Source organism: Gracilibacillus alcaliphilus, assembly GCF_016909015.1.
GTDB lineage: Bacteria > Bacillota > Bacilli > Bacillales > Amphibacillaceae > Gracilibacillus > Gracilibacillus alcaliphilus.
Map to the genome: position 1 here is coordinate 45,857 of NZ_JAFBFA010000021.1, position 26,549 is coordinate 72,405.

At 39.5% G+C, this 26,549-nt stretch carries 24 protein-coding genes; all 24 read left to right on the top strand.

The features are described 5' to 3' along the window. Window positions 1–51 precede the first annotated feature (51 nt). Window positions 52–807, top strand: a complete 756-nt coding sequence (gene rpsB / locus JOD18_RS14835) for a 30S ribosomal protein S2 (protein WP_204669926.1) — start codon at window positions 52–54, stop codon at window positions 805–807. 239 nt (window positions 808–1,046) lie between these two features. Then, entirely contained in the window at window positions 1,047–1,934 is an 888-nt protein-coding gene (tsf, locus tag JOD18_RS14840; RefSeq protein ID WP_204669927.1) for a translation elongation factor Ts, read from the top strand. 335 nt (window positions 1,935–2,269) lie between these two features. Further along, on the top strand, window positions 2,270–2,992 hold the full coding sequence (gene pyrH, locus JOD18_RS14845; RefSeq protein WP_204669928.1) for a UMP kinase: 723 nt from the start codon (window positions 2,270–2,272) through the stop codon (window positions 2,990–2,992). A gap of 2 nt (window positions 2,993–2,994) precedes the next feature. Then, window positions 2,995–3,552 (top strand): ribosome recycling factor, encoded by a 558-nt coding sequence (frr, locus tag JOD18_RS14850; protein ID WP_204669929.1) that lies wholly within the window; start codon window positions 2,995–2,997, stop codon window positions 3,550–3,552. 123 nt (window positions 3,553–3,675) lie between these two features. After that, window positions 3,676–4,437, top strand: a complete 762-nt coding sequence (locus JOD18_RS14855) for an isoprenyl transferase (RefSeq protein WP_204669930.1) — start codon at window positions 3,676–3,678, stop codon at window positions 4,435–4,437. Window positions 4,438–4,453: 16 nt separating this feature from the next. Then, on the top strand, window positions 4,454–5,236 hold the full coding sequence (locus JOD18_RS14860; RefSeq protein WP_204669931.1) for a phosphatidate cytidylyltransferase: 783 nt from the start codon (window positions 4,454–4,456) through the stop codon (window positions 5,234–5,236). A gap of 47 nt (window positions 5,237–5,283) precedes the next feature. After that, window positions 5,284–6,429: a 1-deoxy-D-xylulose-5-phosphate reductoisomerase gene (locus tag JOD18_RS14865; protein ID WP_204669932.1), complete on the top strand. Its 1,146-nt coding sequence runs from the start codon at window positions 5,284–5,286 to the stop codon at window positions 6,427–6,429. A 30-nt stretch (window positions 6,430–6,459) separates the two neighbouring features. After that, window positions 6,460–7,716 (top strand): RIP metalloprotease RseP, encoded by a 1,257-nt coding sequence (rseP, locus tag JOD18_RS14870; RefSeq protein ID WP_204669933.1) that lies wholly within the window; start codon window positions 6,460–6,462, stop codon window positions 7,714–7,716. A 189-nt stretch (window positions 7,717–7,905) separates the two neighbouring features. Next, entirely contained in the window at window positions 7,906–9,606 is a 1,701-nt protein-coding gene (locus JOD18_RS14875) for a proline--tRNA ligase (RefSeq protein ID WP_204669934.1), read from the top strand. A gap of 150 nt (window positions 9,607–9,756) precedes the next feature. Further along, window positions 9,757–14,046: a PolC-type DNA polymerase III gene (locus JOD18_RS14880; RefSeq protein ID WP_204669935.1), complete on the top strand. Its 4,290-nt coding sequence runs from the start codon at window positions 9,757–9,759 to the stop codon at window positions 14,044–14,046. Window positions 14,047–14,372: 326 nt separating this feature from the next. Beyond that, a complete protein-coding gene (gene rimP / locus JOD18_RS14885; RefSeq protein WP_204669936.1) occupies window positions 14,373–14,840 on the top strand; it encodes a ribosome maturation factor RimP in 468 nt (155 codons plus the stop codon). A gap of 19 nt (window positions 14,841–14,859) precedes the next feature. Next, entirely contained in the window at window positions 14,860–16,008 is a 1,149-nt protein-coding gene (gene nusA / locus JOD18_RS14890; RefSeq protein WP_204669937.1) for a transcription termination factor NusA, read from the top strand. A 13-nt stretch (window positions 16,009–16,021) separates the two neighbouring features. Then, complete coding sequence (gene rnpM / locus JOD18_RS14895) at window positions 16,022–16,291, top strand: RNase P modulator RnpM (protein WP_204669938.1); 270 nt, start codon at window positions 16,022–16,024, stop codon at window positions 16,289–16,291. A 2-nt stretch (window positions 16,292–16,293) separates the two neighbouring features. Next, window positions 16,294–16,614, top strand: a complete 321-nt coding sequence (locus JOD18_RS14900) for a L7Ae/L30e/S12e/Gadd45 family ribosomal protein (RefSeq protein ID WP_204669939.1) — start codon at window positions 16,294–16,296, stop codon at window positions 16,612–16,614. 4 nt (window positions 16,615–16,618) lie between these two features. After that, entirely contained in the window at window positions 16,619–18,688 is a 2,070-nt protein-coding gene (gene infB / locus JOD18_RS14905; RefSeq protein WP_204669940.1) for a translation initiation factor IF-2, read from the top strand. Continuing rightward, complete coding sequence (locus JOD18_RS14910) at window positions 18,688–18,966, top strand: DUF503 domain-containing protein (protein ID WP_204669941.1); 279 nt, start codon at window positions 18,688–18,690, stop codon at window positions 18,964–18,966. The genes infB and JOD18_RS14910 overlap by 1 nt, the downstream gene beginning before the upstream one ends. A gap of 29 nt (window positions 18,967–18,995) precedes the next feature. Beyond that, window positions 18,996–19,346, top strand: coding sequence for a 30S ribosome-binding factor RbfA (rbfA, locus tag JOD18_RS14915; RefSeq protein WP_204669942.1), 351 nt, complete (start codon window positions 18,996–18,998; stop codon window positions 19,344–19,346). A 281-nt stretch (window positions 19,347–19,627) separates the two neighbouring features. Next, a complete protein-coding gene (gene truB, locus JOD18_RS14920) occupies window positions 19,628–20,527 on the top strand; it encodes a tRNA pseudouridine(55) synthase TruB (RefSeq protein WP_204669943.1) in 900 nt (299 codons plus the stop codon). A 28-nt stretch (window positions 20,528–20,555) separates the two neighbouring features. Beyond that, entirely contained in the window at window positions 20,556–21,503 is a 948-nt protein-coding gene (locus JOD18_RS14925; protein WP_204669944.1) for a bifunctional riboflavin kinase/FAD synthetase, read from the top strand. Between the two features lie 250 nt (window positions 21,504–21,753). Beyond that, window positions 21,754–22,023 (top strand): 30S ribosomal protein S15, encoded by a 270-nt coding sequence (rpsO, locus tag JOD18_RS14930; protein ID WP_204669945.1) that lies wholly within the window; start codon window positions 21,754–21,756, stop codon window positions 22,021–22,023. 200 nt (window positions 22,024–22,223) lie between these two features. Continuing rightward, a complete protein-coding gene (gene pnp, locus JOD18_RS14935; RefSeq protein ID WP_204669946.1) occupies window positions 22,224–24,329 on the top strand; it encodes a polyribonucleotide nucleotidyltransferase in 2,106 nt (701 codons plus the stop codon). A 238-nt stretch (window positions 24,330–24,567) separates the two neighbouring features. After that, a complete protein-coding gene (locus JOD18_RS14940) occupies window positions 24,568–25,782 on the top strand; it encodes a M16 family metallopeptidase (RefSeq protein ID WP_239588150.1) in 1,215 nt (404 codons plus the stop codon). A 20-nt stretch (window positions 25,783–25,802) separates the two neighbouring features. Continuing rightward, complete coding sequence (locus JOD18_RS14945) at window positions 25,803–26,042, top strand: YlmC/YmxH family sporulation protein (RefSeq protein ID WP_204669947.1); 240 nt, start codon at window positions 25,803–25,805, stop codon at window positions 26,040–26,042. Window positions 26,043–26,156: 114 nt separating this feature from the next. Further along, a complete protein-coding gene (locus JOD18_RS14950; protein ID WP_204669948.1) occupies window positions 26,157–26,510 on the top strand; it encodes an MmcQ/YjbR family DNA-binding protein in 354 nt (117 codons plus the stop codon). The last annotated feature ends 39 nt before the right edge of the window (window positions 26,511–26,549 follow it).

Sequence of the window (26,549 nt, forward strand, 5' to 3'; positions counted from 1 at the left end):
TTTAATGACACAAATGGAGGATAATAAACCAAAACTAGGAGGAAAAATATCATGGCAGTAATTTCTATGAAACAATTACTAGAAGCTGGTGTTCATTTTGGACATCAAACACGCCGTTGGAACCCAAAAATGAAGAAATATATCTTCACAGAACGTAACGGCATTTATATCATTGACTTACAAAAGACAGTGAAGAAAGTAGAAGAAGCATATAACTTCATTAAAGAAGTTGCGGAAAATGACGGTACTGTACTTTTCGTAGGTACAAAAAAGCAAGCACAAGAATCTGTGAAAGAAGAAGCTATCCGTTCTGGAATGTATTTTGTAAACCAGCGTTGGTTAGGTGGAACTTTAACAAACTTTGAAACCATCCGTAAACGTATTAATCGTTTGAAAGATATTGAGAAAATGGAAGAAGACGGTACTTTTGAAGTATTACCTAAAAAAGAAGTAGTTGGTCTTCTTAAAGAGAAAGAACGCTTAGTGAAATTCTTAGGCGGTATTAAAGAAATGAACAAAGTTCCTGATGCGTTATTCATTATTGACCCTAGAAAAGAACGCATTGCGGTAGCGGAAGCTCATAAATTAAATATCCCGATCGTTGGTATTGTAGATACAAACTGTGATCCAGATGAGATTGATTATGTAATTCCTGCAAATGATGATGCGATTCGTGCAGTAAAACTTCTTACTGGTAAAATGGCAGATGCTATTTTAGAAGCAAAACAAGGCGAAGTAACAGAAGAAGCTGACGTTCAGGCAGAAGCAGTAACAGAAGAAAAAGAAGCAGAAACTGTAGAAGAGTAATCAAAGGTTTTGGTGATAAGAGGGAGACCTTTTATCACCTTTTTTCAAGAATAATAAACGAGTAACTTTAAAGTGATACGCTCATCGGCAAGTGAGGTTTAATGGGACGTATCAGTCGGTTAGTGTCGTTTGTTCTTTATGCCTTTTTGCAACAAGAGGCAGGGGGTATACAGAATAAAGTAACGTATGATAAGTTTTTTTAATGACAATACTCGATATTACAAGGAGGAATAGGTATTATGGCAATTACAGCTCAATTGGTAAAAGAACTAAGAGAAAAAACTGGTGCTGGTATGATGGATTGTAAGAAGGCACTTCAAGAAACAGATGGAAATATCGACGCAGCAATTGATTACTTGCGTGAAAAAGGTATTGCAAAAGCAGCAAAAAAGGCAGATCGTATTGCTGCAGAAGGTTCTGCTTATATTGAAATATCTGGTAATGATGCGGTATTATTAGAGTTAAACTGTGAAACAGATTTCGTAACAAAGAATGATCAGTTCCAACAATTAGCTCAGGATTTGGCTAAACATCTTTTAGCTGCAAAGCCTGCGAATGTGGAAGAGGCTCTTCAACAATCATTCCAGGGTGGAGAGGATACAGTAGAGGCATTTATTAACTCTAACATTGCCAAAATTGGTGAAAAGATTTCTTTACGCCGATTCGCTATCTTCAACAAAACAGACAATGATGTATTTGGTGCTTATATTCACATGGGTGGTAAAATCGGTGTTGTCACTGTTCTTGAAGGGACAGACAATGAGCAGGTAGCCAAAGATATTGCTATGCATATTGCTGCGATCAACCCTAAATATTTGTCTCGTGACGCTGTTTCTGCAGAAGATATAGAAAAAGAACGAGAAGTATTAAAAACACAAGCATTAAACGAAGGAAAACCAGAAAAAATCGTTGAAAAAATGGTAGAAGGCCGTCTTAATAAATTCTTTGAAGAGATTTGTTTATTAGACCAAAGCTTTGTGAAAGACCCAGATCAAAAAGTAAAACAAGTAGCTGCTAATCACAATGCTACTGTTCAATCTTTTGTTCGTTATGAAGTTGGCGAAGGTATTGAGAAACGTGAAGATAACTTTGCGGAAGAAGTAATGAGCCAAGTGAACAAAAAATAATAAGCAAAGAATGAAATAGGTATCCTGCCGGACAGCAATATCAGGCAAAGGCCGTTTCCTTCTTTACTTTTTTAACAAGAGGGGCACATCGTGTCCCTTTTGTTTGAAAAGATTTAGTTTTTGTAGCATAATAAGATGGGACAAAAAAATGTATAATTACCTTTCGCTGGTGATTTACATTGCTTTATCACAGTGCTGGCCGTATGTATAATCTCACCAGCTTTTATAAGCAGGATGAGGGATAACAAACGCTTGTCATTCTGATAAATTGGCAGATCCTCAGTGGGACGAACAGGAGTCTCACTCTTATATTATTTACATACATGGAGGTAATTATGACTATCGCTAACTATAAAAGAATTGTGCTTAAGTTAAGTGGGGAAGCACTAAGTGGAGAACAGGGCTTTGGTTTGGAGCCATCCATCATTCAATCTGTAGCACAACAAGTAAAAGATATAGTAGAACTGGGAGTAGAGGTAGCCGTTGTTGTTGGAGGCGGTAATATCTGGAGAGGTAAAGTTGGTAGTGAAATGGGGATGGATCGGGCTAATGCCGACTATATGGGCATGTTGGCGACAGTGATGAACTCATTAGCATTACAAGACAGCTTAGAGAATGTTGGAATCCCAACACGTGTACAAACATCTATCGAAATGAGACAGGTGGCAGAACCTTATATTAGACGTAAGGCAATCCGTCATTTAGAAAAGAAACGCGTGGTTATTTTTGCAGCAGGAACTGGGAATCCTTATTTTTCGACAGATACAACAGCAGCCTTACGAGCGGCTGAAATTGAAGCTGATGTGATTTTGATGGCGAAAAATAATGTAGATGGAGTTTACACAGCAGATCCTAAGGTTCATACAGAAGCAGAAAAATATGATCAATTGTCTTACTTAGACATTCTGAATGAAGGACTTGGTGTGATGGATTCTACTGCTTCATCCTTATGTATGGATAATAATATTCCATTACTCGTATTCTCTATTTCAGAGAATGGCAATATCAAAAAAGCGGTAATGGGTGAAAATATAGGAACTATTATAAAGGGGAGCTAAACATGTCTGAACAGTTAATGAAAGAAACGCGTGAGAAGATGGAACAAGCAACAAAGGCGTACTCTAAGAACCTGGCTACTGTACGAGCAGGACGAGCTAATCCGGCCTTGTTAGACGGTGTACAAGTAGAATACTATGGTGCTCTTACACCATTGAATCAACTGGCTTCTATTTCAGTACCAGAGGCACGTTTATTAGTCATTACACCATTTGATAAATCCTCTATCTCTGATATGGAGAAAGCAATCCAAAAGGCTGATCTAGGTTTGACACCTTCTAATGACGGGAATGTCCTCCGCATCAGTATTCCGCCATTAACGGAAGAACGTCGTAAAGAACTGGTGAAAGTAGTTGGAAAATATGCCGAAGAATCTAAGGTGCAAATTCGTAATATTCGACGTGACGCCAATGATCAATTAAAGAAAGATGAGAAAGCAGGCGACTTAACAGAAGACGATTTGCGGGCTTATCAAGAGGATGTTCAGAATGAAACAGATAACTACATCAAGAAAATTGATCAATTAACTAAAGAAAAAGAACAAGAAATTATGGAAGTTTAAGCAAAAACAAGGTAGAATAAATGATAAGTGTAGAAGCCCTCTTGCCAAGAAGAGGGTTTTTCCACTTATATATGAATATACTAGCTAAGGAAAGAATGGCTTTGTTATAATGGAGGAACATGTATGCATTTGTTTAAGCTTCCTTTTAAGAAAATAAGAGAAAAAGAACAATTATTGTCAGCGGAGATCAATGTACCCGAACACGTGGCAATTATTATGGACGGTAATGGAAGATGGGCGCAAAAACGCGGACTTCCGCGCATTGCAGGCCACCGTGAAGGGATGGACAACGTGAAACGGGTAGTGAAGGCTGCTAATCATATGGGGATACATATATTAACACTCTACGCCTTTTCTACGGAAAACTGGAAGAGACCTACCTCAGAGGTAGAATATATAATGAAACTGCCAATCGATTTTCTTCAGCATTATTTACCAGAGTTAATTGAAGAAAATGTCCGCATTGAAACAATCGGTGAAATTGAACGTCTTCCGAAAAATACGCGGGCGGCCATTTTGCGAGCGAAGGACCAGACGGCTAATAACACGGGATTAATCCTTAATATTGCAATTAACTACGGCAGCAGGGGCGAAATGCTCCACTCGATTAAGGAGATATACCAGGAGGTACAAGAAGGTAAATATAGTATCAATGATATTACAGAAGAAACATTGAGCAAGCATTTATATACGAAAAATTATCAAGACCCAGACCTTTTGATACGGACAAGTGGGGAAGTGAGGCTGAGTAACTTTCTTTTATGGCAATCTGCCTATTCCGAGCTATGGTTTACAGAAACGTTATGGCCGGATTTTGGACCAGAAGAGTTTGGGAAAGCGATACAAGATTTTCAACAAAGAAAACGTCGGTTTGGCGGGATATAAGGTGTGAATGGCGAATATGAAAATAAGAATTATCACAGCTATCATTGCAATACTATTTTTCTTCCCTTTTGTATTTTTTGGCGGACTGCCTTTTCAAGTTATTATGTATATTATTGCAACTATCGGCTTTTTAGAATTATTACATATGAGAAAAATGACGAAATACCCTATTCCGACGGCGTTAGGTGTGTTGTTGTTATGGGCCTTACTATTTCAGAGTGACTACCTGTTTTTCGCCTCCCGAATGGAGTTGCTAATGTTTTTTGTACTTGTATTGTTGGCCTATACGGTATTGGTAAAAAATAAATTCACATTTGAAGATGGTGGCTTCCTTCTTTTAGCTTGTATTTATGTTGGATTTGGTTTCTATTATTTTATCCAGACACGTGAGGTTGATAATGGACTAGTCTATATTTTTTATGCTATTCTAGTTATACTTTCGACAGATACGGGTGCTTATTTCTTTGGCAGGGCATTTGGCAAGCATAAATTATGGCCGTTAATCAGTCCCAATAAGACGATTGAGGGGGCACTAGGCGGTATTTTGTTAGCAACTGTTGTGGCGGTTATTTTTCATTTGTTCTATCCTGTCAGCCATTCTGTTTGGATCGTAATTATTGTAACGATCATTGCCTCAGCCGGTGCACAAATAGGGGATTTAGTGGAATCTGCAATTAAGCGTCAATTCGATGTGAAAGATTCCGGTAAGCTGTTACCCGGGCATGGCGGTATTTTAGATAGGTTTGACAGCTGGCTGTTTGTCTTTCCTTTGCTGCATTTTATTCATTTTATTGGATAGACACGTATTGCAAGTGAATTTAGCGTTAAAATTGGGGAGTTATTATAATGAAAAATATTACTTTACTAGGTGCAACGGGTTCGATTGGTATGCAAACCTTGGATGTATTAAGAGAACATAAACATGAATTTAGATTATATAGCTTTGCATTTGGAAAAAATATAGAACAAGCGGCTAGGATTATTCGTGAGTTTTCTCCAGAGATCGTAGTTACACAGGATTTGCCTATTAAACAACAATTAACACCATATATCGATTCATCCAAGGTCCTGATCGGTACAGAAGGATTAGAGCAAGTCTGTGCAGATCCAAACACAGACATTGTTGTTAATGCGGTAATGGGAAGTGTAGGACTTACAGCGACACTTACTGCAATTGAACATCAGAAACGGATTGCTATAGCTAACAAGGAAACGTTAGTAACAGCAGGGCACTTAGTCATGGAAGCTGCGAAAAAACATAATGTACAATTACTGCCTGTGGATAGTGAGCACTCTGCTATTTTTCAATCGTTAAATGGAGAGTCCCATCGAGATATCGATAAGTTGATTTTGACGGCATCAGGGGGCAGTTTCCGCGATAAAACCAGAGAACAATTGCAAGGAGTGAGTGTTTCTGATGCACTGAATCATCCAAACTGGAGCATGGGTGCCAAGATAACAATTGATTCTGCCACGATGATGAATAAGGGCTTAGAAGTAATTGAGGCTCATTGGCTGTTTCAAATTCCATATGAACAAATTGAGGTGCTTCAGCATAAAGAAAGTATTATCCATTCCATGGTTGAATATACTGATAAAAGCATACTCGCACAGTTAGGGACACCTGATATGCGTGTGCCAATTCAATATGCACTATCCTACCCTAACCGATTACCACTCGCTTCCTCCAAGAGTTTAAATCTTGCAGAAATAAGCACTTTACACTTTTCCGAAATGGATCAAGAGCGGTTTCCTTGTTTAGCATATGCCTACCAAGCTGGGAAGCAAGGTGGTTCTTTACCAACGGTCTTAAATGCGGCTAACGAAGCTGCTGTAGATCTGTTTTTACAAGAAAAAATAACATTTTTAGAAATCGAAGAAATTATTGAGCAGGCGATGGGTGCTCATCAAGTTATAGTAAATCCAGGTTTAGAGACAATACAAGCTATTGATCAAGAAACACGTGTGCAAATATATGATAAGTATGAATAGCACGAGATAATAGAAAGGGAGTGCTTTTGATTGACAACGGTAATAGCCTTTATTTTGATGTTCGGTCTATTAGTAACCGTCCATGAGTTTGGCCACTTTTATGTTGCCAAAAAGACAGGCATGCTTGTAAGAGAGTTTGCCATTGGATTTGGTCCAAAGGTATTTGCAACAGTAAAGAATGAAACTTTATATACGATCCGGTTGCTGCCAATGGGCGGCTATGTAAGGGTAGCAGGTGAGGACCCTGAAATTGTTGAACTTAAGCCTGGTCAGCATATTGGCTTAAATTTCAATGATGAAGGTGAAGTCAGCCAAATTATTGTCAATAATAAAGCCAAACATCCAGAGGCATTTGTGATAGAAGTAGAGCACATTGATTTAGACCATGAATTAAGGATTGAGGGCTATGAAGTCAATGATGAAGAAAAGTATTCTTTTCGTGTAAACGATAAAGCCGACTTTATTATGGATGAGAAGGCCACACAAATAGCTCCTTATAATCGTCAGTTTGCTTCTAAAACAGTGGGACAAAGGGGCTTGCAATTATTCGCAGGACCTTTAATGAATTTCCTATTATCGATTGTTCTTTTTCTGATTTTGGCGAATATTCAAGGGATTCCGGTTGCGGATGCCACGGTTGGATCGATTGCGGAAAACAGCCCAGCTGAGGAAGCAGGTTTTGAACCTGGTGATAAGATCACAGCCATCGATGGGCAAGCCATTGAGAAATGGGATGATTTCCGTTCTATTGTAGAGGTCAATCCAAATAAGGCCTTAAACATGGAAGTAACTCGTGGAGATGAAATGATGGAGATCGAAGTAACACCTGCTCTTATTGAAATGCCAGATCAATCGCTTGGTCAGGTCGGGGTGACACCGGCATTAGAGAAATCCTTTGTTCGGTCAATTCCTTATAGTCTGGAAGAGACATACACCTGGTCAACATTAATTCTAACCAATTTAGGTAAGTTAATTACAGGACAATTCTCGATCGACGTACTTTCAGGCCCAGTTGGAATTTATGATGCTACTGATCAAGTAGTAAAAACTGGTTTTTTAAACTTTATGACATGGACAGCAGTATTAAGCGTGAATCTAGGTATTATTAACCTTTTACCGCTACCTGCGTTAGACGGTGGAAGACTTATGTTCGTAGGTTTAGAAGCCATTCGCAGGAAACCAATTGATCCACAGAAAGAAGGCGTAGTCCATTTTATCGGTTTTGCATTATTGATGATTTTAATGCTGATTGTTACTTGGAATGATATACAGCGTTTGTTTTTATAAATGTGTAATTAAATTGAAATATTCATCAGTGGGATTGCTCCCGCTGATGCTGGTTTTTAAGCGAGATGTTAACGGGCCGCTAGTATCGTAATAAACCGAGTGCAACTGTGGTAAACATTGGCATACTGCTTTCCTTAGGTACAACATCATAAATAGCATTGGATTCAATGAATGAGGTGAGAATAGAAGATGAGACATAGTCAAACATTAATACCAACACTTAAAGAAATACCAGCTGACGCAGATATTAAAAGTCATCAACTATTATTGAGGGCCGGATATATTAGACAGACAGCTTCTGGTGTATATAGTTTTCTCCCGTTAGGAAATAAAGTATTACAAAAGGTAGAAGCAATTGTCCGGGAAGAAATGGATAAAGCTGGTGTGGCAGAAATGCTAATGCCTGCCTTACAAGCCGCGGAGCTATGGAAGAAAACCGGACGATGGTATAAAATGGGTGGTGAATTAATGCGATTGCATGACCGTCATGACCGGGAATTTGCTTTAGGCCCTACCCATGAAGAAGTTATTACTACCTTGATTGCCGATGAAGTAAAAAGTTATAAACGCCTGCCGTTAAGTATTTATCAAATTCAAACCAAGTTTCGTGATGAACAGCGTCCACGATTTGGCTTGCTTAGAGGAAGAGAATTTATTATGAAGGACGGTTATTCCTTCCATGCTACAGCAGAAAGCTTGGATGAAGCCTATGAAAATATGTATCAAGCCTATACAAAGATATTCACCCGCTGTAATCTTAATTTCAGACCAGTTATTGCTGACTCTGGTGCAATGGGTGGAAAAGATACCCATGAGTTTATGGCCTTATCAGAAGTAGGCGAAGATACGATTGCTTATTCCGATCAGTCTGATTTTGCTGCTAATATTGAAATGGCTGAAGTGAACATTACCTATCCACCAAGTGAGGAGCCTTTAAAAGAATTAGAACTAATTGATACACCAGGACAAAAAACAATGGTGGAAGTGTCTGCATTTTTGCAGCTTCCTTTAGAGCAAGGTGTGAAATCTTTGCTATTCAAGGTGGATGAGCGTTTTGTCTTAGTATTAGCACGGGGTGACCGCGATATTAACGATATTAAATTGCGTCATGCCTTAGGTGCAAAAGAGGTGGAATTGGCCAGTGTGGAGGAGACAAAAGAGCTATTGCAGGCAGAGGTAGGTTCTATTGGCCCTGTGAACGTGCCAGAAGGAATCGAAGTGGTTGCTGACCATGCGATAGCAGCTATGCGTAATCTGTATTGCGGAGCAAATCAAACAGATAAACATTACCTTAATGCCAATGCAGATCGCGATTTCCACGTAGACGGGTATTATGATTTATGTTTTATCAAAGAAGGAGATCCATCACCAGATGGTAAAGGAACGATCCAATTTGCCAAAGGAATTGAAGTAGGACAAGTCTTTAAACTCGGTCAATTCTATGCAGAGAAGCTGGGCGCACAATATCTGAATGAACAAGGAAAACAAGAAATCATGACTATGGGCTGTTATGGAATCGGTATTTCACGTACTGTCGCAGCCATTGTAGAGCAACACCATGATGAAGATGGGATTATTTGGCCGATGGAAGTAGCACCTTATTTGACCCATTTAATTGCGGTGAATCCTAAAAAAGAAGAACAATCAGCATTAGCAGAACAAATTTATGTTGAGCTGCAAGAAGCAAACATTTCTGTTCTTTATGATGATCGTCAAGAACGTCCAGGCTTAAAGTTTAAAGATAGTGATTTGATTGGCTTGCCTGTTCGAATCACTGTTGGAAAAGCAGCTTCTGAGGGATATGTTGAATGTAAGCTGAGAGAAAGCGGCGAACAATTCGACGTCCATATCTCAGAGTTACAAGATAAGCTAAAAGAACTGCTGTCATAGATAACACATCCCTTGTCTGCACGATACAGGCAAGGGATGTATTTTTATGGGGGAAGAAAAGTGGTGTGACAAGGAGACTATACTAGATTTTCTTAACCTATAATTATTATGTTAAAATAGTAATCGACCATAAAGTAAAGGAGCTTGTATATGAGTATCTCTGGTGAGGAAAAGTTTCAATTATTAATGAAGCAGATTGGCATAGCAGATGATATGAAAAACAGGTATTTTCAAAAGGCCTATATTCGGAAATTAGAAGTTTTTAAGTCCAATCAACAATGGTGCTTTCATTTTCGTCTCGCCGAGTCAATTCCAGCAGATATATATCAGTTATTTATTTTGAAGCTTACAGAAACCTTCTCATCGATAGCCAAGGTATCATGGACAATTGAAACAGAATCTCAGGAACTCGATGAACAAGAACAATTTAAATATTGGCAGATATTTTTGTCCGAGCTGACACGACATTCACCTAAATACCGTAGCTTTGAGAAAAAGAAACCATTAATTAACGATAAAAACATTATGTTAACTGTAAGCAATGAAATTGAAGCAAACTGGAAAAAAGACTTACAGCAAACCCTCGATCATTTTTGTGAAAAAGTCGGAATCGGTAAATACACCATCGACTTACAGGTTTCTGCTGAACAGGAAGAACTGGAGAAGTTTCAACAAGCAAAAGCAGAAGAAGACCGTAAGAAGGTAGAAGAGGCATTTAAACAGCAAGTGAAACGGGCAAAAGAGGCAGCTAATGAAGATAAACCAAGCGGTCCAGTTCAGCTTGGCTATGCGATTAAGGAAGCCCCGGTTCCAATGGAATCTGTGACAGAGGAAGAGAAGAGCGTTGTCTTTCAAGGTTTATTATTTGATGTGGAAATCAGAGAATTACGTTCTGGTAGACATTTGTTAATGTTAAAAGTAACGGATTATACGGATTCTTTTCAAATCAAAATGTTTTCCAAAGGCGATCAAGATGTGGAAAAGTTTAATCAGTTAAAAGAAGGAATGTGGGTCAAGGCTCAGGGTGTAGTTCAAACCGATAATTTTACCCATGAATTAACAATGATGGCCAGGGATATCCAGCAGGTTTCTTCTGTTACACGTGAAGACAAGGGGTATAACGACAAGAAACGAGTGGAATTACATACCCATACCTTAATGAGTCAAATGGATTCGGTTGTCTCTGCTTCTAAGTTAATTGAACAGGCCGCTAAATGGGGGCATCAGGCGATTGCCATTACCGATCATGCTGTGGCTCAGGCCTATCCAGAAGCCTTTGCCGCCGGAAAGAAACATGGTGTCAAAGTGCTGTACGGTGTGGAAGCCAATCTAGTCGATGACGGGGTACCAATTGCCTACAACGAAGCAGACCGTGTATTAGCTGACGATACCTATGTTGTATTTGACGTGGAAACAACAGGACTATCTGCTATTTATGATACGATCATTGAGTTGGCAGCAGTTAAATTATGTAATGGAGAAATTATTGATCGCTATGAATCTTTTGCCAATCCTCATCATCCTTTGTCTGATACGACGATAAATCTAACAGGTATTACGGATGATATGGTAAAGGATGCTCCAGAGGTAGATGATGTCTTAAAAGAATTCCATGAATGGATGGGCGATGCTATTTTGGTAGCACATAACGCCAGCTTTGATATGGGCTTCTTAAATACAGGTTTTAAGCGGATTGATTTAGAAGAAGCGTCCAATCCTGTAATTGACACATTGGAGTTAGCAAGGCTGTTATTTCCAGAATTGAAAAACCACCGGCTCAACACATTATGTAAGAAGCTAGATATTGAACTGACACAACACCACCGTGCCATCTATGATGCCGAGGCAACGGGATATTTACTATGGAAATTCATTAAACTATCATTAGAACGAGATATTGTGAATCACAATCAATTTAATCGCCATATGGGTGAAGGAAATGCCTATCAGCGATCACGGCCATTCCATGCAACTTTGTTGGCAACAGATGAAGAAGGATTAAAAAATCTATACAAATTAGTGTCACTATCCCATATTGATTATTTCTATCGAGTTCCGCGAATTCCGCGCTCGAAATTACAGCAGTATCGCAATGGCATCCTAGTTGGCACAGCATGTGATCAAGGTGAAGTCTTTGAAACTATGATGCAGAAATCGAAGGAGCAGGCCGAAAAGGTTGCCGAATTTTATGACTTTATTGAGGTGCAGCCGCCAAGTAACTTTGTTCATCTTTTTGACAGGGAATTGGTGCAGAACGAGGCACAATTATTAGATGTCTTGCGTAATATTGTTCAGCTAGCAGAAGATCTAAACAAACCATGTGTAGCGACAAGTAATGTTCACCACTTAGAAGATAATGATAAGATTTATCGGCAGATTTTGATTTCTTCTCAAAATGCGAATCCGCTCAACCGTCAAACACTGCCAAGCACCTATTTCCGAACGACAGATGAAATGATGGAGGCTTTCTCTTTTTTAGGAGAAGAAAAGGCGGAAGAGATCGTTATTACTAATCCAAATCAATTAGCAGATCAAATCGAAGAGGTCAAACCAGTAAAAGAAGACTTATATACGCCTAATATTGATGGAGCAGAGGAAGAAATCAGGGAATTAAGCTATAACTTTGCGAAATCTGTCTATGGTGATCCGCTGCCTGAAATTGTTGAAAAGCGTATCGAAAAGGAATTAAAGAGTATTATTGGTCACGGTTTTGCGGTTATTTATCTAATTTCACAGAAATTGGTGAAGAAATCATTAGATGATGGCTATCTGGTTGGTTCCCGTGGATCGGTGGGTTCGTCGCTGATTGCGACGTTCACCGAAATTACCGAGGTGAACCCGCTGCCGCCGCATTATGTCTGTCCATCCTGTAAGCACAGTGAGTTTTTTAATGATGGTTCTGTTGGTAGTGGCTTTGACTTGCCAGATAAGGTCTGTCCATCTTGCCAAACCAATATGAAAAAAGATGGACAAGATATTCCTTTTGAAACCTTTTTAGGGTTTAAAGGGGATAAGGTTCCCGATATCGATCTTAACTTTTCTGGTGAATATCAGCCTACTGCCCACAACTATACGAAGATACTGTTTGGAGAAGATAAGGTTTATCGAGCAGGTACCATTGGTACCGTTGCAGAAAAGACAGCCTATGGTTATGTCAAAGGGTATGCAAGTGATAAGGAAATGACGATCAAACAGGCGGAAGTCGATCGCTTAGTGAAAGGCTGTACCGGTGCCAAACGGACGACAGGACAGCACCCAGGAGGTATTATTGTGGTTCCGGATGATAAAGAGATATATGATTTTACACCAATCCAGTACCCTGCTGATGACCGTAATTCGGAATGGCGAACGACCCATTTTGATTTTCATTCGATCCATGATAATTTACTGAAACTTGATATCCTTGGACACGATGATCCGACCGTTATTCGGATGCTTCAAGATTTGAGCGGGTTAGACCCACAAACTATACCAGCAGGAGATCCGGAAGTAATGAAGATCTTCTCAGGACCGGAAGTACTAGGAGTCACTCCAGAGCAAATCATGTGTAAAACTGGTACATTAGGTGTACCGGAATTTGGAACGCGATTTGTACGACAGATGTTAGAGGATACCAAACCAAAGACATTTGCCGAACTGGTAATTATCTCAGGATTAAGTCACGGAACCGATGTATGGTTGGGAAATGCTCAAGAACTGATCAATAACGGTACATGTACTTTACCAGAAGTAATTGGTTGTCGAGACGATATTATGGTGTATCTCATGCATAAAGGATTAGAATCCTCCATGGCATTTAAAATTATGGAATCCGTCCGAAAAGGAAAAGGACTCCAACCGGAATGGATCGAAGAGATGAATAAGCATGATGTGCCAGGATGGTATATTGAGTCTTGTTTAAAGATCAAGTATATGTTCCCGAAGGCACATGCCGCCGCTTATGTATTAATGGCGATTCGGATTGCATATTTTAAAGTGCACCATCCAATCCTGTTCTATGCTGCTTACTTCACAGTCAGGGCGGATGATTTTGATCTGGATACGATGATCAAAGGCTCAGAGGCTATTCGTAAACGAATTAAAGAAATTAATGAAAAAGGCAATGACGCCTCACCAAAAGAAAAAAGTTTACTTACTGTATTAGAATTAGCGCTGGAAATGAATGAACGTGGTTTTTCCTTTAAGAAAGTTGATCTTTACCGTTCATCTGCTACAGAGTTTCTCGTGGATGGAGATAGCTTGATCCCACCCTTTAATGCCATAGACGGTTTGGGTACCAATGCAGCTATTAGTATTGTAAAGACACGTGAAGATGGTGAATTTCTTTCTAAAGAGGACTTGCGTGAGCGCAGCAGGATTTCTAAGACGGTGTTAGAGTACTTAGAGCAGCATGGATGTTTAGACGGAATGGAAGAGAAGAACCAGTTATCCTTGTTCTAGTCGAATTAACCATGATAAGTCTTGCGTTCATAACAGCTTTATGCTATATTTTATATAGACTTGATTTTGCTTGGTACAAGAGTGGCTTGCCACTCTTTCTTTATAGCCAGCAATGAATGAACGATATAGGGTTTCTTATCATCCCTTGCCACCTTGGCAAGGGATTTATCATTCTATTTCTTGATAGTTGGATATATATTGTCTGACCTGATACTGCTTGATAAATATCGGTCTATCTAAGTTCCATGTGAGAGAATGGAAAATGCTGGAGATGATGATAACTAGTATAGAAACAGTTTGTTAATGAAGGAAAAGGAGGTTTCCATATGGCAGAAGTAGCACAAACAGTAAAGCAGTTAGTACAACCAATTGTAGATGAATTTGCCCTAGAGCTTGTGGATGTTGTCTATGAAAAAGAAGGATCAAATTGGTTTTTACGAGTATATATCGATAAAAATGGTGGCGTAGACATTGAAGAATGTGGCCAAGTCTCTGAGAAGTTAAGCGCCATATTAGATGAAGAAGATCCGATCAAAGAGGCTTATTTTTTGGAGGTATCCTCACCAGGTGTGGAAAGACCGTTGAAGAAGAAGGAAGACTTTGAAAAGAACATTGGCAAACATGTATATATTAAAGTATATGAACCGATTGCCAAGCAAAAAGAGTTTACAGGCGATTTACTTGCTTTGAAGGATGATACAGTTACCATTCGATATCAAGATAAGACAAGGCAAAAAGAAGTAGACATTCCATTAGCCAAGATTGCAAAAGCACGATTGGCTGTTATTCTGTAATAAAAAGGGGGAGATATTGTTGAACAAAGAGTTGTTCGAGGCGATTAATTATTTAGAAAAGGAAAAAGGAATCGACAAGAATATTCTAATTGAAGCGTTAGAAGCAGCCTTAATCTCAGCGTACAAGAAGAATTTTAAATCTGCAACCAATGTAAGGGTGGACTTAAAGGAAGAGTCAGGTACAATGAGAGTATTTGCACAGAAAGACATTGTTGAAGAAGTGGAAGATCACCAACAGCAGATATCATTGGAAGAAGCGCATCAAATTAGCCCTGCATATGAAGTAGGTGACGTAGTGGAGATTGAAGTTACGCCACGAGACTTTGGAAGAATTGCTGCACAGGCAGCCAAGCAAGTAGTGACACAAAGGGTGCGTGAAGCAGAACGCGGTATTATCTATAATGAATATATCGATCGCGAAGAAGACATTATGAATGGAACTATTCAGCGTATGGATGGCCGGTTTGTCTATGTCAATCTAGGTAAGTTAGAAGCCAAACTGCCAGAAGCAGAGTGTATTGCTGGAGAAACTTATAATATTCATGATCGTATCAAGGTATATGTCACCAAGGTAGAGAACACAAATAAAGGACCGAGTATTTTTGTGTCAAGAACACATCCGGGGTTATTAAAACGTTTATTTGAAATGGAAGTTCCAGAGATTTATGATGGAACCGTTGAAGTGAAATCTGTTGCCCGCGAAGCTGGTGATCGTTCCAAGATCTCTGTTCATGCGGATGATCCAGAGGTAGATGCAGTCGGGTCTTGTGTCGGTCAAAAGGGACAACGAGTACAAACAATTGTGGATGAACTGCACGGAGAGAAGATCGATATTGTGGAATGGTCAGAAGATCCGGTGGAATACGTCTCCAATGCATTAAGCCCATCTAAGGTAATTCGTGTGTTAGTAGATGAAGAAGAAAAGGCAACGACTGTTATCGTGCCAGATTATCAGCTATCCTTAGCAATTGGTAAGCGTGGTCAGAATGCCCGTTTAGCTGCCAAATTAACTGGTTGGAAAATAGATATTAAGAGTGAAACAGAAGCGAAAGAAGAAGGCTTGATTAGCGAAACAGAAATAAAGCAAGATCAAGAAACCTTACAATATGAAGATAGTCTAGATTTTGAGACATCATATGAAGATGAAGATGAGGATCTGTTCAAGTAAGGGAGGCATTAGCATGACAAAAAAACGAAAAGTACCTTTAAGAAAGTGTGTCGTTACACAAGAAATGTTCCCCAAAAAGGATTTGATTCGCGTCGTGAAAACGAAAGAAGGCGAAATATTTGTCGATCCAACTGGTAAGAAGAACGGGCGGGGGGCTTATGTTTCCAGGGATCTACAAACTATTGCAAAGGCAGAGCAAAATCGTACATTAGCTAAACAGCTTGAAATAGATATTCCGTCAGAGATTTATGAGCAATTGCGTCAAGAAGTGGAAGGTAAGTAATCATGGCGCAGCAGAAATCTTATCTGAATCTGTTAGGGATAGCCACTCGGGCAGGCAAGTGTACCTTTGGTGAAGAACAAATTGTGAAGGAAATTCAATCCAAGAAATCAAAGTTAGTTCTTATTGCAAGTGATATCGGTGATCAGACACGCAAGAAATTGACGGATAAATGCACGTCCTATCAAATTCCTGTTTTCTTTGTAGATGATCGCGACACCCTTTCACAGGCGGTAGGAAAATCAGGTCGTGTAGCTGTTTCCATTCATGAAAATGGATTTGCGAAGAAATTGATTGCATTGCTTGATGAAAATATTCGGAGGTGAACGTATGTCAAAAATACGAGTATATGAGTATGCAAAGCAAATAAATAAAACTAGCAAGGAAATTATTAACAAATTAAAAGAATTAGATGTATCGGTGTCTAACCATATGTCTACTATTTCAGACGAAATGGTGAAGAAATTAGACGAACATTTCAAGCCAAAAACGGAGTCTAAACCAGTGAATAATAAAGAAGCAAAGCCGAAAAATAACCAGAAAAAACCACATAAAAACCAAAATAAAAATCAAAACAGAAACCAAAAAAACAAACAGCAACAACATCAAAAACAGGCACCTGCTAAACAAGACAATCAGGCGAAGAATACACCTGAAAAAATCACTTATTCTGGTTCCGTTACAGTAGAAGAATTAGCTGGTAAATTAAATAAGGGAACTAATGAAATCATTAAAAAACTAATGTTCTTAGGAGTAATGGCAACTAAAAACCAAGATTTAGATGATGATGCCCTTGAATTGATTTGTGGTGAATTTGGTGTAGAAGTAGAAAAAGAATTAGAAATTGATAAGGCAGACCTTGCTACCTATATTATAGAAGATGAGCCAAGTCAATTGAAGGAACGCCCTCCAGTTGTAACAATTATGGGGCATGTTGACCATGGTAAAACTACACTTCTTGATGCTATTCGTCATACAAAGGTAACAGAAGGAGAAGCTGGCGGAATTACACAACATATTGGTGCTTATCAAGTACGGGAAAATGGCAAAAAAGTAACCTTTTTAGACACACCAGGACACGCTGCCTTTACTAGTATGCGTTCACGCGGTGCACAGGTGACCGATATTGCTATCTTGGTGGTAGCGGCAGATGATGGTGTGATGCCACAAACAGTAGAAGCCATTAACCACGCTAAAGCTGCAGAAGTACCAATTATCATTGCGGTTAATAAAATGGATAAGGAAGGGGCAAATCCTGACCGTGTGATGCAGGAATTAACAGAATATGAATTGATTCCTGAGGATTGGGGTGGAGATACGATTTTCGTACAGCTTTCTGCCATTAAGGGTGAAGGAATCGATGACTTATTAGAAATGATTCTACTCGTTGCTGAAGTGGAAGAGTTGAAAGCTAATCCAAGCCGATTAGCAAATGGTACAGTTATCGAAGCTCAATTAGATAAAGGACGCGGTTCAGTAGCTTCCTTGCTGGTGCAAAATGGAACATTAAATGTCGGAGATCCTATTGTTGTCGGCAATACTTTTGGTCGAGTTCGTGCCATGGTTAATGATATTGGCAAACGAATTAAATCAGCAGGACCATCTACACCAGTTGAAATAACCGGCCTAAACGATGTTCCACTTGCTGGTGACACTTTTGTAGTATTTGAAGATGAACGGCAAGCCCGTCAAATAGGCGAGATTAGACAACAGCGTCAAATTGAAGAAAAACGCGGTTCCCAATCTCGTGTCAGCTTGGATGACTTATTTGAACAGATCAAACAAGGTGAAATTAAGGACATTAACATTATCATCAAAGGTGATGTACAAGGTTCTGTAGAAGCCTTAGCCGCCTCCTTGAAGAAAATTGATGTAGAAGGTGTGAAGGTTAATATTATTCATATGGGTGTAGGTGCCATTAAAGAATCAGATATTATCTTAGCTTCTGCCTCTAATGCTGTTGTAATTGGCTTCAATGTGCGTCCAGACAATAATGCGAAGAAGGCAGCAGAATCTGAGAACGTGGATATTCGTCTGCATCGCGTGATTTACAAGGCGATCGAAGAAGTCGAAGCTGCCATGAAAGGTATGCTTGATCCTGAATTTGAAGAGAAAGTAATTGGTCAAGTTGAAGTTCGGGAAATCTTTAAAGTATCGAAGATTGGAACTATTGCTGGCTGTTATGTGACAGAAGGCAAAGTAACAAGAGACGCTGGTATCCGTTTAGTACGGGATGGTGTGGTTATTTATGAAGGAGAGATCGACACCCTTCGCCGGTTTAAAGATGATGTGAAAGAAGTCGCTCAAAACTACGAGTGCGGGATTACTATCAAAAACTTCCATGATATCAAGGAAGAAGATGTGATGGAAATCTATGTAATGGAGGAAATCCAGCTTTAATGTTACTATACGCAGAAGTGGAGATCTTTTTGCCGACATGCCATTCACTAAAAGATAAACGGTCCATTCTGAAACGTATAAAAAAACGCCTCAGTCAGACACTGAATATAACGATTGCCGAAATGGATTACCAAGATTTATGGCAGCGAACGATGCTTGCAATAGCAACTGTTTCGGATTCGAATGAAATCAATGAACAGGTGATGCAGCAAGCGTTCCAAATAATAGATTCCTTCCCAGAGGTTGAGCGCACATTAACTAATGTGGAAAACAGATAATGTTTAACTATACACAAGAGGTGATTGGAATGAGTGAATTACGCTCTAATCGAGTAGCCGAGCAAATGAAAAAAGAGCTGGGCGATATCATTTCTCGAAAAATAAAGGATCCTAGAGTAGGCTTTGTAACGATTACAGATGTAGAAGTTACCGGAGATCTACAACAGGCAAAGGTATTTATTTCTGTCCTGGGTGATGAAAATAAGAAACAAGAGACATTAATTGGCCTTGCCAAAGCAAAGGGTTTTATTCGTTCCGAAATCGGCAAACGAATTCGCTTGCGGAAAACTCCAGAGTTAATGTTTGATTTCGATGATACGATCGAACGTGGAAATCGCATTGAACACATTCTCAGAGATTTAAATCAATCTAATGATTAATCAGGAAAACCCTTGTTCCGACAAGGGTTTTCAGATTGCCCTCAGGACTCATATTGCCGTTGCTGAGAGTGGCGATTTGACCATTTAGAAACGAATTATTACATAAAAGTGCGTGTTCAAAAAGTTCGAAAAAAAGACCAAGAAGTTCAAGGCGGCGTAGCCTTTGAGCCACGGAACGTATGCTTTTAATACGTGAGTAGCGGAAAAGCAAGCCAACGCAGAAATTCGCCGTGTCATTTTTATTGGACTTTTTGAACAACCTTTAGAAGTGAGGAAATAACATGGATGGTATTTTAATTTTGTGGAAGGAAAAAGGCATGACCTCCCATGACTGTGTCTTCAAGGTGCGAAAGATGTTACAAACAAAAAAAGTAGGGCATACGGGGACTTTAGATCCAGAGGTAGAAGGGGTACTTCCGCTTTGTCTGGGAGAAGCGACCAAAATCGTTCCTTATCTAACGGATACAACCAAGACTTATCGTGCGGTGGCAATGCTTGGTTTCTCTACCGATACTGAAGACCAGACGGGCATGGTGCAAGAACAGAAAGCTGTGGATATACCAGTCACCACGCAAAAACTACAAGAGGTTTTGCAGCATTTTTGCGGAGAAATTAGCCAGCAAGTCCCCTTGTATTCAGCTGTGAAGGTTAATGGGAAGAAACTATACGAATATGCTCGGGAAAATCAGCCGGTTGATCGTCCTTTTCGCCAAGTAACCATACATGATATTCGATTTCTGACTGCCAATTATGATAAAGTAAATAAGGTACAATCGATTGAATTCGAGGTTACCTGTTCCAAGGGAACCTACATTCGCACGTTGTGCTTAGATATCGGGAGAGCACTCGGTTACCCAGCCCATATGGCGCATTTGATCCGTACAGGTACTGCGGGTTTTACAGAAGCTGACGCTTTGACATTAGCTGAGTTGCAAGTACAGATAGATAAACAGCAGGAGCCGCCGTTATTGCCGATCTCGAGGGGGTTGTCCCATTTAGATGTACTGGAAGTTGATCAGGCGACAAAGGAACGGATACGTCATGGACAAAAGCTGTCTTTGCCTGCGCAATTGCCGCAGACTCTCTTTTTTCAAATGGTATACGATGGACAGTTGTTAGCCATCTATCAGCTGCATGAGACGAAGGAGCAATTAAAGCCTGCTCGTGTATTTCAATTTTAGTTCAATTAATGGAAAGTAGGTGAGAGATATGGAAATGAAGCCTCTTGCATATCCACATCAATTAACAAAAGGAGACTTACCTGAAACAGTAGCTGCAATTGGTTTTTTTGATGGGGTTCATCAAGGACACCAACAAGTTATCCAACAGGCAAAAGAAATAGCAGATCAGACGAATCGTGCTTCGGCAGTGATTACCTTTGATCCGCATCCTTCTGTTGTTTTGCAGAATAAACAGGAAGCAGTGCGCTATATTACTCCTATCGAGGAGAAAATTGAAAAAATAAAAGAGCTAGATGTCGATATCTTATATATTATTCGCTTTGATCCTTCCCTAGCACAGCTTTCACCAGCACATTTTTTGGAGCATTTTATTCATACATTACATATTACCCATTTAGTAGCAGGCTATGACTTTACTTTTGGTCATAAAGGTGCAGGTAATATGATGAATATCCGAGAATTGGCTGGGGATGAGCTGGAAGTGACAAAAGTAGACAAGATTGAGCACAGCGAGGAAAAAATTAGCTCGACTCGAATTAGAAAGGCTTTAGCTGAAGGTGATGTCGAAATGGTGGAGAAACTGTTAGGACGCTCTTATTCGATGTCTGGTGAGGTAATACATGGTGATAAACGTGGCCGAACTATTGGTTATCCAACAGCAAATATTCGGATAAACGAGAATTACTACTTGCCGGCAATAGGTATATATGTGGTGGAAATTAAAGTTGATGGCCAGATTCATTATGCGATGGCCAGCTTAGGCTATAACCCGACCTTCACCGAAGATCGAGAGAACGAGAAGCTAGAGGTGCATATTTTTGACTTCGATGATAATATCTATGGCCAGAATGTGACAATCTACTGGAAGAAGTATTTAAGAGCCGAAGAGAAATTCTCAGGTGTGGAGGCATTAATTGAGAAACTCCAAGAAGATGAACAACGCTCGCGGGAATTTTTCAGAGAATTATATCATTAAACTTAATTTTTGCACCAAAGAAATGTATATAATCCATAGAGACAAGTAAAGAAAGTGTCACAATGGCTCGGTTAAACAAAGAGAAATAAAGAGCACGACTGATTTTTCTTTCGTTTCATAAATAAAACTCTTGCTTTTTGTCGCGAAAAGGTGTAATCTTTATTACGGAAACCATCTGCTTGGCAACGCGAGTTCTCCGACGCTTGCTAGGGGATTGGTGTTTCAGTTATATTAATAGGAGGTGAACAGGATGGCTTTAACACAAGCACGTAAGAATGAAATTATCAATGAGTACAAAACTCACGAGAATGATACAGGTTCTCCAGAGGTTCAAATTGCTGTCCTTACTGAGGAAATCAATACTTTGAATAACCATTTGCGCACTCATAAGAAAGATCACCACTCACGTCGTGGTCTATTAAAAATGGTAGGTAAACGTCGTAATTTACTTAACTACCTTCGTAACAAAGATGTTGCGCGTTATCGTGAACTAATTAACAAATTAGGTTTACGTCGATAAGCAGGTGTAAAGCGGGAGTGATCCCGCTTTTTCTGTATGCAAAAAAGAACCCGGATGTCTGTTCAAGGAATAAGGGATAAATACAGAAAAAAAGGAAATTACTATAAAGAAATAGAACTATTAAGTTACATATGGAACAAACAATGCTAAAATGATATGTATGAAGAAATTTGTAAGGCTTTTTTGAGAGGAGAACGATAATGGTAGACGAAAAAAAAGTATTTTCAACTGAGATCGCTGGACAACCTTTTCGTGTTGAGATCGGTGAACTAGCGAAACAAGCGAACGGTGCATGTATGGTACACTATGGTGATACGGCAGTATTAGCTACAGCAACCGCTTCTAAAGAAGCAAAGGATGTTTCCTTTTTTCCATTAACTGTTAATTATGAAGAACGGTTATATGCTGTTGGGAAGATCCCTGGTGGCTTTATTAAACGTGAAGGACGACCAAGTGAGAAGGCTATTTTAACTTCTCGATTGATTGACCGCCCGATCCGTCCATTATTTCCCGATGGTTTCCGTAATGAAGTACAAGTGATTAGTACGGTTATGAGTGTAGATCAGAATCTACCTTCAGAGATAGCAGCAATGATTGGTTCTTCTATTGCGTTAAGTGTTTCTAATATTCCTTTTGCTGGACCGATTGCCGGTGTAGTAGTTGGCAGAGTAGATGGTAAATTCGTTATCAACCCAACGTTGGAAGAGCGAGTGAAGAGTGATATCGACTTAACTGTAGCTGGTACAAAAGACGCGATCAACATGGTAGAGGCTGGTGCAGAAGAAGTACCAGAGGAGATTATGTTGGAAGCCATTATGTTTGGTCATGAAGAAATTAAACGTCTGATTGCTTTCCAAGAAGAAATTGTTGCAGCACTTAATGTGGAAAAGATGGAAATTAACTTGTTTGAATTAGACGAAGAGTTAGTTGCAGAGGTAAATAATAAGGCGAAAGAACGCCTGGTAGAAGCGATTCAAGTGCAAGAGAAACATGCACGTGAGGAAGCGATTGAACATGTCAAACAAGACATTCTAGCAGTTTACGAAGCGGATGAAGCAGAAGCAGATGTTGTAAAACAAGTAGCAACGATACTTGATAAGATTGTGAAAGAAGAAGTCCGTCGGTTGATTACCAAAGAAAAAATTCGTCCGGATGGCCGCCAAATTGATGAAATCCGCCCGCTAACTTCTCGCATTGGCGTACTTCCGAGAACACATGGTTCAGGATTGTTTACTCGTGGACAAACGCAAGCATTAAGTGTGTGTACACTAGGTGCACTTGGGGATGTACAAATTCTTGATGGTCTTGATGCAGAAGAATCTAAGCGTTTCATGCATCATTACAATTTCCCTTCCTTTAGTGTGGGAGAAACAGGACCGATTCGTGGGCCAGGTCGTCGTGAGATCGGACATGGTGCATTAGGAGAACGTGCCTTAGAGAAAGTAGTTCCTGATGAAAAGGATTTCCCTTATACGATTCGCCTTGTATCCGAGGTATTGGAATCTAATGGTTCGACTTCACAAGCAAGTATTTGTGCAAGTACGTTAGCTATGATGGATGCCGGTGTACCAATTAAGGCACCAGTAGCTGGTATTGCCATGGGTCTGGTCAAATCTGGTGAAGACTACACGATTCTTAGTGATATTCAAGGTATGGAAGATTTCTTAGGGGATATGGACTTTAAAGTAGCAGGTACAGCCCAAGGAGTAACCGCCCTGCAAATGGATATCAAAATCGAAGGTCTGTCACGTGAAATTTTGGCAGAGGCTTTGTCACAAGCGAAAAAAGGCCGAATCCATATTCTTTCTCATATGTTAGAAACGATTAAAGAACCGAAAACAGAACTTTCACTTTACGCTCCAAAAATCTTAACAATGGATATTAATCCAGATAAAATTCGTGATGTTATTGGGCCAAGTGGTAAACAAATTAATCAAATCATCGAAGAAACTGGTGTTAAGATTGATATTGAGCAAGATGGACATGTCTTTATTTCATCTACCGATACAGAAATGAATAATAAGGCGAAGAAATTAATCGAAGATATTGTTCGTGAAGTAGAGGTTGGTCAAATGTATCTTGGCACGGTGAAGCGAATTGAGAAATTCGGTGCCTTTGTTGAATTATTTAAAGGCAAAGAAGGATTAGTGCATATCTCTGAGCTCGCTGAAGAAAGAATTGGCAAGGTGGAAGATGTTGTTTCCATTGGTGATCAAATCATGGTAAAAGTAAAAGAAATTGACCGTCAAGGCCGTATTAACCTGTCTCGTAAGGCAGTATTAGTTGAGCAAAAGCAAAATAACTAAGAGAGAAGAAGCTGGACAACCAGTTTCTTTTTCTTTTCAAATGTATCTTGGGCGAATGTTACCATATCGATTTTTCCGGACATGGAGGTTTCCATAAGTTTTAAGACGGGAAACGGGGGGTTAACACCTCGATAAGTTTTGCAAGAGGTCTTGCTGATGGCGTTTTATGTCTTCGCCAAGAATAACTCAACTCGCGGCTGTATATATGTGAAATTTATAGAATATAGGGGGATCTTATTTGCTTCATCGAAAAGAACTTCAGAATGGAATGCGGATTGTGTTAGAAGAAATACAAACAGTTCGCTCTGTAACAATTGGAATCTGGATCAAGACAGGTTCACGAAATGAGAGAAATAGTGAAAATGGTATATCTCATTTTATCGAGCATATGCTGTTTAAAGGAACAACTAATTATACACCACAGCAAATAGCTGAAGCATTTGACGCAGTTGGCGGTGAAATAAATGCCTTCACTTCAAAAGAGTATACCTGTTTCTATGCCAAGGTGTTAGATACACATAAGGATATGGCGATGGAAATCCTTGCTGATATGTTATTACACTCTGTGTTTGATGAGGAAGAAATCGAACGGGAAAAACAAGTAGTCTTAGAAGAAATCAATATGACAGAAGATACACCAGACGATATTATTCACGACCATTTGGCTGCAGTCGCGTATCAAGAACATCCGCTGGCAAAGCCGATTCTGGGATCAAAGGAGTCGGTTCACCGCTTAGAGCAGTCGCAGCTGTTTCAATACGTAAAAGACCACTATACTGCTGATCATATTGTTGTGTCTGTTGTAGGTAATGTCGATGCCTCATTTATGGATAAGGTGGAACAAACCTTACAAGTAGAAACGACCTCAAACTCATTACAAGAGGAGCAGCTGCCAACCTTTCATGCTGGATATATCCAAGGGCAAAAGGAGACGGAACAGGCTCATTTATGCCTTGGTTTTGAAGGTGTTTCCATTAGTGATAAAGATATCTATCCCATGCTGATTGTGAATAACGTGCTGGGTGGCAATATGAGTTCGAGACTTTTTCAAGAAATCAGAGAGAAATCAGGTTTGGCTTATGCCATTTACTCGTACCACAGCGCTTTTATCGACAGCGGGATGTTGACCATTTATGCAGGCACATCAGAAAATCAGTTGAAACATGTACAAGATAAGATTTACACGATTATTCATCAATTGCGTACACAAGGAATAAGCAAGAAAGAATGGTCCAATAGTAAGGAACAGTTAAAAGGCTTGCATATTCTCAGCCTCGAAAGTATGAACAGCAAGATGAGCAGGAATGCCAGAAATGAGTTATTGCAGAGAGAACATCCATCCTTAGATGAGATAATGAATCGAATCGATCAAGTGCAATTAGAAGATGTGGAGAGACTGTTGAATGGTTTGCAAATAGAACAAGCCGCTCAAGCGATGATAACACCTAAATAGCACTGGAAAGGAGAATATCCTTGCGATTTAATGATTTAGGCAACAAAGAGTTAATTGATTTAACATCAGGTTCACGATTAGGGGTATTGGGTCAGACAGATTTGGAAATTGATGAAAAGACGGGACAAATTATTTCGTTTACGATTCCACAATATACGATGTTCGGGCTTCGCAAAACAGAGGTTTATTCCAGGATTGATTGGAAACAGATAAAGAAAATCGGCGATGATATGATTATCGTCGAAACAGATAAAGGATGAGCAGAGGTAGTGGAAGCTCATCCTTTATCTGTTTTTGTATAATTAATGATAATAAAATGGCTGTCAGAAAAGAGAGGGCTCTATAAAAATATGTGAAAGAAGAAGGTGATATTCATGAAGAAAACAGAGATTTTATCCTATGCAGAAAGAAAATATAATACAGAGCCTGATTATCCGTGGACGAAGTACCCAGACTATGCTGTGCTCAGACATGAGAAAAATAACAAGTGGTACGGTTTACTGATGCGTGTCGCTAGGAATAAGTTGAATCTAGAAGGCGAAGGTGAAGTGGAGATACTGAATGTAAAATGTGATCCGGATTTAGGTGGTTTTTTTAGGAGACAGAAGGCGATTTTGCCAGCTTATCATATGAATAAAGACCATTGGATTACGATCCTGTTAGATGGTTCTCTTTCTAATAATGAAATTTTCTCTTTATTGGATGGCAGTTATGTCTTGACAAAATGATATAATAAGAGCCAATGTTTATTTGCTGCTGTGTATGTT

Coding starts and splice junctions, on each gene's coding strand:
- rpsO (WP_204669945.1), top strand. CDS start 21,754: ATGGCTTTAACACAAGCACGTAAGAATGAAATTATCAATGAGTACAAA.
- JOD18_RS14875 (WP_204669934.1), top strand. CDS start 7,906: ATGAGACATAGTCAAACATTAATACCAACACTTAAAGAAATACCAGCT.
- JOD18_RS14900 (WP_204669939.1), top strand. CDS start 16,294: ATGGCGCAGCAGAAATCTTATCTGAATCTGTTAGGGATAGCCACTCGG.
- JOD18_RS14855 (WP_204669930.1), top strand. CDS start 3,676: ATGCATTTGTTTAAGCTTCCTTTTAAGAAAATAAGAGAAAAAGAACAA.
- rpsB (WP_204669926.1), top strand. CDS start 52: ATGGCAGTAATTTCTATGAAACAATTACTAGAAGCTGGTGTTCATTTT.
- pyrH (WP_204669928.1), top strand. CDS start 2,270: ATGACTATCGCTAACTATAAAAGAATTGTGCTTAAGTTAAGTGGGGAA.
- truB (WP_204669943.1), top strand. CDS start 19,628: ATGGATGGTATTTTAATTTTGTGGAAGGAAAAAGGCATGACCTCCCAT.
- rimP (WP_204669936.1), top strand. CDS start 14,373: ATGGCAGAAGTAGCACAAACAGTAAAGCAGTTAGTACAACCAATTGTA.
- JOD18_RS14925 (WP_204669944.1), top strand. CDS start 20,556: ATGGAAATGAAGCCTCTTGCATATCCACATCAATTAACAAAAGGAGAC.
- infB (WP_204669940.1), top strand. CDS start 16,619: ATGTCAAAAATACGAGTATATGAGTATGCAAAGCAAATAAATAAAACT.
- tsf (WP_204669927.1), top strand. CDS start 1,047: ATGGCAATTACAGCTCAATTGGTAAAAGAACTAAGAGAAAAAACTGGT.
- rbfA (WP_204669942.1), top strand. CDS start 18,996: ATGAGTGAATTACGCTCTAATCGAGTAGCCGAGCAAATGAAAAAAGAG.
- JOD18_RS14880 (WP_204669935.1), top strand. CDS start 9,757: ATGAGTATCTCTGGTGAGGAAAAGTTTCAATTATTAATGAAGCAGATT.
- JOD18_RS14865 (WP_204669932.1), top strand. CDS start 5,284: ATGAAAAATATTACTTTACTAGGTGCAACGGGTTCGATTGGTATGCAA.
- pnp (WP_204669946.1), top strand. CDS start 22,224: ATGGTAGACGAAAAAAAAGTATTTTCAACTGAGATCGCTGGACAACCT.
- JOD18_RS14910 (WP_204669941.1), top strand. CDS start 18,688: ATGTTACTATACGCAGAAGTGGAGATCTTTTTGCCGACATGCCATTCA.
- rnpM (WP_204669938.1), top strand. CDS start 16,022: ATGACAAAAAAACGAAAAGTACCTTTAAGAAAGTGTGTCGTTACACAA.
- JOD18_RS14860 (WP_204669931.1), top strand. CDS start 4,454: ATGAAAATAAGAATTATCACAGCTATCATTGCAATACTATTTTTCTTC.
- frr (WP_204669929.1), top strand. CDS start 2,995: ATGTCTGAACAGTTAATGAAAGAAACGCGTGAGAAGATGGAACAAGCA.
- JOD18_RS14950 (WP_204669948.1), top strand. CDS start 26,157: ATGAAGAAAACAGAGATTTTATCCTATGCAGAAAGAAAATATAATACA.